A 9,536-nucleotide genomic window follows, 5' to 3' on the forward strand; every position below is an offset into this window, starting at 1 on the left:
CCGCCGGCTGCCGCTTTTTTCGTATCGATAGGCCCAATAGACGAAGTCCGGCTTCACAGGAGTGAAGGAAACTCCATGACAGCTTGAAGCCCGCTTCGCTCCCCGCCGCTTTCGAGCGTAAGCTCGCCCCGGTGCGCCTGCACGATCCTCGCGACCATCGGCACCCCTAACCCATGGCCTTGCTGAACGGGCTTCTTCCTTTTTGAGGAATACGGCAGCTCGGTAATTTCAGCCAGCTGCTCCTGCGGGATCCCCTTCCCATCGTCCGTTACGATCAGACGGTACCGTGAGCGGTCCTCGGACAGAGAACTTCGTATTACGATCCTGCAGCCTTGCGGGTTGTGGCGCACGCTGTTTTGCACCAGATTTTCAATAGCCCGAAGCAGCAACTTCTCGTCCCCGTTGATCTGAACCGCCTCGTCGGCCAGTTGCAATTCTATGTCGTAACGCTCGTCCAGCCCGTTGTTCAAAAGATCCGCAACCACCTGTCTCGCCAGCACCGCCAGTCTCACGGGCTTCATATGCAAGGGCTGCATTTCATATTCGAGCATCGAGACCAAATTCAGGTCGCTTACAAGCGAGCGCAGCCTTTCGCCCTGACGCCGGATAATTCCCGCCTGGTGCCTCTGCTCCTGCGGCAGGTCCGGACTGTCCTCCATCTCGCTCGCGTAACCGAGAATCATCGACAACGGCGTCCGGATATCATGGGAAATCCCGGCAATCCAGTTGGAACGCGCTTCATCCCTTGCCTTCAACGACGCTGTCTTTTTCTGAAGCATGTCCGATACGGAATTAATGCTCCGGGCCAAATCCCCGAATATCCCTTTGGAGTCGAGCTCGACCGTTTCTTCCCTCGGAAGCCGCAGCACCCCCTCCACAAGAGGACGTATCCTCCGGATCAGCCGCGTGCCGATCAGAACAGAGACCAGCAGAGCAAGCGTCACGTTGAGCAGTAGCAGCGTCAGGAGTCGCAGCGGCAAGGATCTAACCCATTCGGGCAGAAAATCCAATTGATATTTCCAATGGCTTTTCTTCGGGTATCCCACCACAACCAGGCCGTCACCGTGCTTCCAGATGTAGACCGGGTATTCCATTAAATAATAGCGCGAAAATTGGCTTACCTCGATCAGATTATAGCTCCGCGGCACATCGGACGGCAGTTGATAGTCCCACTCCACCTTTCCCTCTTCTCCGAGCAGCATGGCCCAGGCCCGATGTTGCGTAAGCAGTTCGGCCGCGCGCTCGTCCAACCGATACCCGCCGTCCCGCTTGCCCAAGCCTTGGGCGACTTTTTTGACTACGCCTTCGGGAGAGGGAGCTTGACTGATTTCCTTAAACACCAAAACGCCAAGCAACACGAAGTTAAAAATAAGCACACCGATCGAAACGAGAATGGTCGTGGCGACGAACCGGCGTAAAATCCGAAGAATCGCTTCCACTTTAATGCTTCTCCTTTACCAGCAGCTTATAGCCCAGTCCTCTTACGGTTAGGAGGTATATCGGGCTGGAGGGATCCGGCTCGATTTTCTCGCGGATGCGTCGAATATGGACCATCAGCGTATTTTCGTAGCCGTAGCTGTCGTCCCCCCAAACGGCCTGGCAGAGCGCATCGTTCGTCACGATCCGATCGCGGTTTTCATACAGCTTGACAAGGATGCCGTGTTCCTTGGCGGTTAGCGGCATGTCCGTACTCCCTCCGAGGATGACGGCTCCTTCCAAGTCGACGGTCAGGCCGCCCAACCGGAAAACCGGGAGACTTTCTTCCCGGGCAGGGGAATATACCCGTTTTAAGATCGCCATCAACCGCAGAACCAACTCGCGCGGCAAAAACGGCTTCACGAGGTAATCGTCGGCCCCCAACCCCAGCCCCAGCAACCGGTCTTCATCTTCGCCCCGGGCGGATAGAAAGAGGACCGGCATACTGGAGAACTGGCGAATGGAAGAAAGCAGCGAGAATCCGTCGCCATCGGGCAGCATGATATCGAGGATCGCGATATCCGGTTTGTTCGCTCGGCATACCGATAAGCCCGAAGCGCAATCCGCCGCCGAATAAATGCGAAAAAAGCCCTCTTTTCTCAAAAATCTTTCAATCATCATCCTGATTTCCGGTTCGTCATCGACAATTAATATTTTTTTGTCTCTCATATTCTCCATCCTGTATCACCCGACTTTCATTATACATGAACATGCGGACAATCCGAGCCGATGCCCTTCATTTAAGGTTGATGTAAGGTTCTCTTCAGCATCGGGAAAGCCGGGCCCTATAAAGTGAACCTAAGGAGATATCCTAAACTAATATCACCGGAATGGAGTTGACGGTACATATGAGCGCTTCGGCTATCGTACAAACGCAAAGCCTGACCAAAACTTATGCGGGCATCCACCGCGTCAATAAAGTCGATCTTGTGGTCGGGGAGGGAGAAATCTATGGTTTTTTGGGCCCGAACGGAGCCGGTAAAACCACCACACTAAAAATGTTGCTCGGGCTTATCAAGCCTACGGAAGGGAGTTTGCGGCTCTTTGGGCAAAGCTTGAGCAAACAGCGCCCTTTTATTCTAAAGCGCACCGGGTCGCTAATCGAATCCCCCTCCTACTACGGACATTTGACGGGATTGGAAAATTTGAGGATCATCCAACGCCTGCGAAACGCGCCCGACCGCAACGTCGATGAGGCGCTCCGGATCGTACGGCTGGAGAATCAAAAAGACAAAAAAACCGAACAGTACTCGCTCGGCATGAAGCAAAGGCTAGGGCTCGCCATGGCCCTTCTCTCTTTTCCCAAACTGCTGATTCTCGACGAACCGACGAACGGCCTGGACCCCGCCGGCATCGGCGAAATCCGCGAGCTTATCAAGTCTTTGCCCGGGCGTTACGGGATGACGGTACTCCTCTCCAGCCACCTGCTGTCGGAAGTCGAACAAATCGCCACCACAGTGGGCATTATCAACGAAGGCAACTTGTTGTTTCAGGGCACTATGGATAGCCTGCGGAGAAAGAGCAGCACTTCCATCACGCTCAAAACGGGAAACAACGCCGGCGCGGAACGCTTGCTGCTTACCCAAGGCTACCATCCGGTCCAGAACAACGGCCGTCTTGAGCTTGGCGATCTTGACGATGCGCAGGTGGCGGGAATCAACAGACTGCTTGTCGCGCAGGACATTCCCGTTATCCGAATCGAGGAGCAGAGCAAAAGTTTGGAGGATATTTTCCTGGAGCTGACGGGAAAGGGGCGAAGCTTGTGAACCTGTTGGGATTGGAATACTTCAAAATTCGCCGCAAAAAAATAGGGATCATGATTCTCCTGTTTCTCGCCGTGGAGCTGCTGTGGACCTTCATGTCCGTCAGCCGTTCCATCGCCCGCAATCCCGATCATGCCGTATGGGAGTCCGTCCTCTTTACGATCGCCTCCATGAACGGGCTCTTTATGCCCATTCTATCGGCCATCGTGGTCTCCCGCGTCTGCGACATGGAACACAAAGGGAACACGTGGAAAATGCTGGCGGCCACCAATGTGAGCCGCAGCCGTCTTTATGCGGCAAAGTATATCTGCGCCAACAGCCTGCTCTTCTTCGGCCTTCTTGGGCAGGCTCTGCTCATGACCGTATTCGGCCTTGTCATGAATATGTCCGACGCTCCGCCGGTCGGTATGCTGGCCCGGTTTCTTGCAGGCGCCACGCTGACGACTTTTGCGGTTACGGCGCTGCAGCAGTGGATTTCCCTCGCCGTCAAAAATCAAACTTTCGCGTTGTCTCTCGGTATGTTGGGCGGGCTGATCGGCATGACGTCCGGGCTTTTTCCCGCCGCGGTCAGACATGTTTTGCTATGGTCCTACTACCTGGATCTCAGCCCCGTTACTTACCGTTACGCCGACGCATCGGGCGTCTATGTGTCACAGCCGCTCGACTATGGATGGAGTGCGGCCGCATTTATAATAGCGCTCCTGCTTTATACCGCCGGAAATCTTCACGTTACCCGGCAGGAAATCTAAGGAGGAAACTTGATGTTAAGGAGTATTTCCGCTGAATGGCTCAAATTGCGGCATTCCCGGATCGGCTTCGCGCTCGCCGCCCTGCCGATCCTAAGCCTGCTGATCGGATGCGCCAATTTTTATTTCAACCAAGGCGTCCTGAATAACGGCTGGTATAGTCTGTGGACGCAGGTCGGCCTGTTTTACGGAGAGTTCTTCCTGCCTATCCTGATTGCCATTTGCTGTTCCTACGTGTGTAGGCTGGAGCACCTGAACCGAAACTGGAACGTCACATTAACCGCTCCCGTCTCGATCGCCAGCGTGGTATTGGCCAAATGGATCGTCGTCGGCCTATTGGTTCTGCTTGCCCAGGTGCTGTTTATGGGGTTCTATTGGCTTGCGGGCACGCTTTTTTCCCTCCCCGGGCCGTTCCCCATGGAAACGGTTGGCTGGATGCTGCGGGGCTGGTACGCTTCCTTATCCGTCGTGGCACTGCAGCTTTCGTTATCGCTGCGAATCCGCAGCTTCGCTACGCCCATTGGCATCAGTCTTTGCGCGGTCATGCTCGGTTTGGGGATGTATGTCGCCAAACTGGGCCTGTTCTTTCCGTTTTCCCTCCTCACGATCGGGATGGGCGCGCTGAATCAAAATGAGTTGACGGACGCTCAAAACTTATTGTTTTGGACGGTGAATCTGGCCTATATGCTCATTTTTTGTTCCGCGTCTATCCGACGTTTGAAAAAGCGGGATATCGCCACCTCCTGATGGCCTTACCCGAAGTCGGTTTTGTTTGAAAAGCGGATCATTCCCGGGAACCCGGTGAAGTTGCCGTCATGCGCAGGTCGTCAACTTCACCCTTCTTCCCTCCGCTTGGCGCGGAACCGGCGGACCTTCATAAGGTTCCCGCACATTTTATGATCGCAGTACTTCTTGGTCCGGTTCCGGGTATCATCATAGAAAATCCAGCGGCAGTCGGGATTCTCGCAAACCCGGATTCGCGCGCCTTCCCCCCGGATCAACGTCTCGGCGAAGCTCGCGGCCACCTCGGCCATGACTTGTTCCCAGTTCTCGCCGACCCCGAGCAAACGCATGCGAACCGAGCCGCTCTCCGGTTCTATCCTCCGCTTAACCGCCCCCTTATCCAGGATGGAATTAAGGTAAGCGAAATCCTCCTCCGCCAGCGTCTTCCCCGCGGCTAACCGTACGGACATCCCATGAAGCCGTTCACGGAAGCTTCTCATCGCCGCGACCGTATCTTCGTCCGCCGGAACAGGCGCCGGCAACTGCCATTGCGTTAGAAAATAGCGCTGCCATTTTTCTTGCCCCAGCCGGTCCTCGGAACGCCCGCTTCCTTTCCAATCATGCCATTCGCTATTTATAAAATCGCTCCACAGCGTTTCCAAATCAGTCCCGCCTTCCCTGTAACTATCTAATATTAATTTAAGTAGTTACATCCAATCTTTAGTATGCTACAATCTCATTGTAACCCCTTAATTGCCACTTCACCAGTTACATTGAAAAGGAGATGGGACAATGAGCACGAATGCTGTTGACTTACTCGTTTTGCAGAAGGACAATACCTGGGACCACGAGGAATGGGTCGTTCCGCTGTCGGTTGCCCTGCGGGGCCTGACGCCGGAGCAAGCGGAATGGAAGCCGCCGGGCGGCGGCAATTCCATCCGCGAAACACTCAACCATATCCAGTATTTCAACAAACGAATTCTCAACCGTCTCCGGAACATCGCCAATGCGCCCGGGGTTCAAACCAACGAAGAAACGTTCGGCGATTTGGAGCATCCCTCGGGCGCGGAAGGATGGAGCGCCCTCGTCACCGAGACGGAGCGGACCGCAGCCGCTCTTCGCGAGGCTCTTGCCGCCCTGCAGGAAAGTGACCTGCAGGCCCCATACTCCAGTAAGGCAAGCCACGTGCCGCTCGGCGAAGAGATCGCACGCTGGCTGCTCCACGATGCGTACCATGCCGGCCAGATTGTACTGATCCGCAAGCAGCAGGGCTCCTGGCGAACTTAACTCCCAAGTTTTCCGCATCCGCCTGAGGGGTAATGAGATACTGAAGAGACAAGGAGAAGGAGGAGATCGCCATGCCGTGGAATAAGCAGGATTATCCGCCGTCCATGAAGAATCTCAGCCCCCGGGTGCGAAACAAAGCGGTTGAAATCGCCAATGCCCTGCTTGATGAAGGCTATGAGGAAGGGCGCGCCATCGCCATCGGCACCGCCAAAGCGGAGGAATGGGACAAGAACCATCCCGCGGAGGAGAAATAGAATCAAGAAGCGTCATCTTAAAAAAATGCGCAAAAAAACAGCTCGGGCTTTAGGCTCGAGCTGTTTTCTTTTTCATGCCATAAGGAACTGGCCGCGGCGCGACCTCTCTTCTTCCATAATGAACGGTCCAAGTGATCATCTTGCCGGCGATCAAAACGGCCATCACAGTATACATCGTTTCTCTAAACGGTAAATACAGCAACGAAATCGTAAGAACGACGGCGTCGAGCAGAATAAACACCGTTCCGATCTTGATGCCGGACCACTGGCTGATCAACAGGGACAAAATATCATCCCCGCCCGTGGCGCCGCCGCTTCGTATGACGAGCCCCGCCCCGAAACCGGTCAACAGGCCCGACAAAAGAGCCGCCAGCGGTAAATTGGCCCCGAGATCGATATGCAGCGGCGAAAACCGCTCGCAAAGATCATAGAGCACCGAAAAGGCCATCGAGGCTATCAGCGTATTTACGATAAACTTTCTGCCTCGCAAAAAGAACGCCGCAATAAAAATCGGAATGTCCATCAGGATCATCGAAAGCGCCGGAGGCACATCAAGCAAATACTTGCCCAACAGAGCCAAGCCGACAAAACCGCCTTCGGACAAGCCGTTCTGAAAATTAATATGATAATACGTAAATGCCAATACAAACGTTCCGAACATCATCGTCATCCATGACTTGCCGTCAATCTTCCAATCTGTCCATTTCCTCATTCGGAATCCCTCTTATCGTAGATTTGTTGACCTTACGGCCATCCCCTACGCCAAAGAAGGTCCTTGAGGACTTCATCCTTCGCATCATCACACGCTTCTTTCGTAGGGTTGTTGGCCGTAAACCGACGCTCCACGAAAGAAGCTAAGTATAAGAGAGATCATAACGTTTCCAAATCGTCCTTGGGGAATTCGTCCTTCGGGAACACATGGTATCCTGATCCTTTCTGTTTTTTATCTATTCTTATTATAACACAGTCTTCATGATGACTAAACAGCTTGCCCCAGGGAAACATTAAATTATCCCGGAAGTGTGATAATTTTCATTGCATTTTCTTCAAATTCACATTTCAGAAATTTTTGATGTGACCAAACTCACAATTCCGCCGCAATCGGGCTGTCTATACTTGTTATGTAAAGGAATAAGCCAACAGAAAGAAGGTTTGATCGTGTTAGATACCAAAACGATTGAAGTAATCAAGTCCACCGTTCCGGTGCTTGAAGTCCACGGACAGACCATTACCAAACAATTCTATCAAATGATGTTCAAAAACCACCCCGAACTGCTTAATATTTTTAACCACGCCAATCAGCGTCAGGGTAAGCAGCCTACGGCTTTGGCCAACGCCGTTTACGCGGCGGCCGCCCATATCGATCGGCTGGAGGAAATTCTTCCGGTCGTCCGCGGGATCGCCCAAAAACACCGCGCATTGGGCATCCAGCCGGAGCATTATCCGATCGTCGGCGAAAATCTGCTGGCGGCGATCAAGACCGTGCTCGGCGACGCCGCGACGGATGAAATTATCGCTGCCTGGGCCAAAGCCTACGGCGTTATCGCGGATGTATTTATCAGCGTCGAAGCGGAAATGTACAAGGAAGCCGAGCTGAAAAAAGGCGGCTGGCGGGGCTGGCGCCGCTTTGTGGTGGACCGCAAAGTCAAGGAGAGCGACGTCATCACCTCCTTCTACCTGAAACCCGAGGACGGGAAAGAGATCGCCGACTATGAACCCGGTCAGTACATCACCGTTCGCGTCAAACCAGAGGGTCAGGAGTTCACGCATCTCCGCCACTATAGTTTATCGGCCGCTCCCGGGCAACCATACTACAGAATCTCGGTCAAGCGCGAAGATGCTATCGGCGACAAGCCCGCCGGGATTGTATCCACCTATCTGCACAACCGGATCCAGGAGGGCGATGTGCTGGAGATCAGCGCTCCGGCCGGAGACTTCATGCTGGACCAAAGCAAGACCCTGCCGGTTGTGCTGCTGAGCGGCGGGGTCGGCTTGACGCCGATGGTCAGCATGCTGGAAACGATGCTCCGGCAAGGCGGCAGCCGCAAAGCAACTTACATCCACGCCGCCCGCTGCGGCAGCCACCACGCGATGAAGGAGCATATCGACCAGCTGGCAAGCCGGCATGCGGACCGGCTCACCGCCTATCATATTTATGAAACGCCGGCCCCGGGCGAAAGCTGCGACAAAACCGGCTACATTGACTTGCCCTGGCTGCAATCGGTCGCGAGCCCCGAAGCGGACTTCTATTTCTGCGGTCCCGTTCCCTTTATGCGGGCGATCAACCGTGCGCTCAAGGAATGGGGCGTACCGCAGGAACGGATTCATTTCGAATTCTTCGGACCGGCGGACAGCTTGGAAAACGAAATGAATTAAGCCTTGAAATGCAAAAACAACCCCGGCAAAGATCCGCAAGATACGGTCTTTGCCGGGGTTGTTTTATTCGGAGGCCGCGTGCTGACGCAGCAGACGGTTCACGGTTTCGCGGCGGACGCCGATCAATTGGCCGATCTCCTCCTGGGTCAAATATTCCGTCAGCGGCACGCCATGGGCGTGCTGTCCGAGCCATTTGGTCAGCAATTCCAAACGCTCCGCCGGGGTACCGACGGTCAGGTGATCCAACCGTTCCTGCATGAACCGGACTTTCTCCTGAAGCAGCCGCGCGATTTCCAACGGCTTCTTCGGATCCTCCTGCAATTCCCGGTACCACTCCTGCGCCGGAATGGCCTCCACCTCGCTGCGCATCAGCGCAATAGCCGTTCCGTGCGTCTCTTTTGGCGAAATCAAAGAATGATGGGGAACCGTTTCACCGGGATATAAAATATTAAACAGAACCATATTGCCGTTCTCGTGCAGCCGGGTTACTTTAAACAGACCGCTCTTGATATGGTACAAAAACAGCCCTTCATCCCCCTGGCGGAATAAAATTTCTCCTTTATGCAAAATCATGCCATCGCTCCATTCCCCATAGACACTATTGCTTTCATTATAGCAAAAAATATCAAACTCTTCGCCCTTATTACCGGCTCGCGTCTAAAGGCGCTAGCTTTTACTACGTTCAAGCTACTAGGCCGTTGCCGCTTTTGCCTACCCCTGAAGGGGTGCGATTATTACTAGCCCCCCCTCAGATAACCTTGATAACATAGAATTCCTGCATATGAAGTTAATTTCATAATTAAATTGTCGCCATAGGCAAGATGACACCAAAAACAAAATCGTCAATTTTAAAAAATCAGATAGTCTTTACAGTCGTTCGAAGAGAACGGTTCAACCGGTCTATCGCAAGC

11 protein-coding genes are annotated in these 9,536 nt (G+C 53.7%); 6 read left to right on the forward strand and 5 right to left on the reverse strand.

The window, feature by feature from the left end; translation table 11 throughout:
- Nucleotides 1-53: 53 nt before the first annotated feature.
- On the reverse strand, nucleotides 54-1,439 hold the full coding sequence (locus LBW89_RS23295) for a sensor histidine kinase (protein WP_225040554.1): 1,386 nt from the start codon (nucleotides 1,437-1,439) through the stop codon (nucleotides 54-56).
- A 1-nt stretch (nucleotide 1,440) separates the two neighbouring features.
- Nucleotides 1,441-2,154: a response regulator transcription factor gene (locus LBW89_RS23300; protein ID WP_148451752.1), complete on the reverse strand. Its 714-nt coding sequence runs from the start codon at nucleotides 2,152-2,154 to the stop codon at nucleotides 1,441-1,443.
- Nucleotides 2,155-2,324: 170 nt separating this feature from the next.
- On the opposite strand from LBW89_RS23300, the gene LBW89_RS23305 reads away from it, so the two are divergent.
- The 3 genes from LBW89_RS23305 to LBW89_RS23315 are packed head-to-tail and all read left to right on the forward strand — an operon-like array spanning nucleotide 2,325 to nucleotide 4,732.
- Nucleotides 2,325-3,242 carry an ATP-binding cassette domain-containing protein gene (locus tag LBW89_RS23305; RefSeq protein WP_148451751.1) on the forward strand — a complete coding sequence of 306 codons (918 nt, stop codon included), beginning with the start codon at nucleotides 2,325-2,327 and terminating at the stop codon, nucleotides 3,240-3,242.
- The gene (locus LBW89_RS23310) at nucleotides 3,239-3,988 is read left to right on the forward strand and encodes an ABC transporter permease (protein WP_225040556.1); all 750 of its coding nucleotides are present in this window, start codon (nucleotides 3,239-3,241) and stop codon (nucleotides 3,986-3,988) included. The genes LBW89_RS23305 and LBW89_RS23310 overlap by 4 nt, the downstream gene beginning before the upstream one ends.
- 12 nt (nucleotides 3,989-4,000) lie before the next feature.
- The gene (locus LBW89_RS23315) at nucleotides 4,001-4,732 is read left to right on the forward strand and encodes an ABC transporter permease (protein ID WP_225040558.1); all 732 of its coding nucleotides are present in this window, start codon (nucleotides 4,001-4,003) and stop codon (nucleotides 4,730-4,732) included.
- Nucleotides 4,733-4,818: 86 nt separating this feature from the next.
- Here the strand turns inward: LBW89_RS23315 and LBW89_RS23320 are convergent, their stop codons facing one another.
- Entirely contained in the window at nucleotides 4,819-5,370 is a 552-nt protein-coding gene (locus tag LBW89_RS23320) for a CGNR zinc finger domain-containing protein (protein ID WP_225040560.1), read from the reverse strand.
- Nucleotides 5,371-5,500: 130 nt separating this feature from the next.
- On the opposite strand from LBW89_RS23320, the gene LBW89_RS23325 reads away from it, so the two are divergent.
- A complete protein-coding gene (locus LBW89_RS23325; protein ID WP_225040562.1) occupies nucleotides 5,501-5,995 on the forward strand; it encodes a DinB family protein in 495 nt (164 codons plus the stop codon).
- Between the two features lie 71 nt (nucleotides 5,996-6,066).
- Nucleotides 6,067-6,249: a hypothetical protein gene (locus LBW89_RS23330; RefSeq protein ID WP_148451746.1), complete on the forward strand. Its 183-nt coding sequence runs from the start codon at nucleotides 6,067-6,069 to the stop codon at nucleotides 6,247-6,249.
- Between the two features lie 49 nt (nucleotides 6,250-6,298).
- On the opposite strand, the gene LBW89_RS23335 is transcribed toward LBW89_RS23330, so the two are convergent.
- Nucleotides 6,299-6,961 carry a YitT family protein gene (locus tag LBW89_RS23335; protein WP_225040564.1) on the reverse strand — a complete coding sequence of 221 codons (663 nt, stop codon included), beginning with the start codon at nucleotides 6,959-6,961 and terminating at the stop codon, nucleotides 6,299-6,301.
- Nucleotides 6,962-7,407: 446 nt separating this feature from the next.
- Here LBW89_RS23335 and hmpA point away from each other — a divergent pair, with 446 nt between their 5' ends.
- Nucleotides 7,408-8,625, forward strand: coding sequence for an NO-inducible flavohemoprotein (gene hmpA, locus LBW89_RS23340; RefSeq protein ID WP_148451745.1), 1,218 nt, complete (start codon nucleotides 7,408-7,410; stop codon nucleotides 8,623-8,625).
- Nucleotides 8,626-8,688: 63 nt separating this feature from the next.
- Here the strand turns inward: hmpA and LBW89_RS23345 are convergent, their stop codons facing one another.
- Nucleotides 8,689-9,198, reverse strand: a complete 510-nt coding sequence (locus LBW89_RS23345; protein ID WP_148451744.1) for a Crp/Fnr family transcriptional regulator — start codon at nucleotides 9,196-9,198, stop codon at nucleotides 8,689-8,691.
- Between the last annotated feature and the right edge of the window lie 338 nt (nucleotides 9,199-9,536).

The organism is Paenibacillus sp. alder61, from assembly GCF_020179875.1.
Taxonomy (GTDB): Bacteria; Bacillota; Bacilli; order Paenibacillales; family Paenibacillaceae; genus Fontibacillus; species Fontibacillus faecis.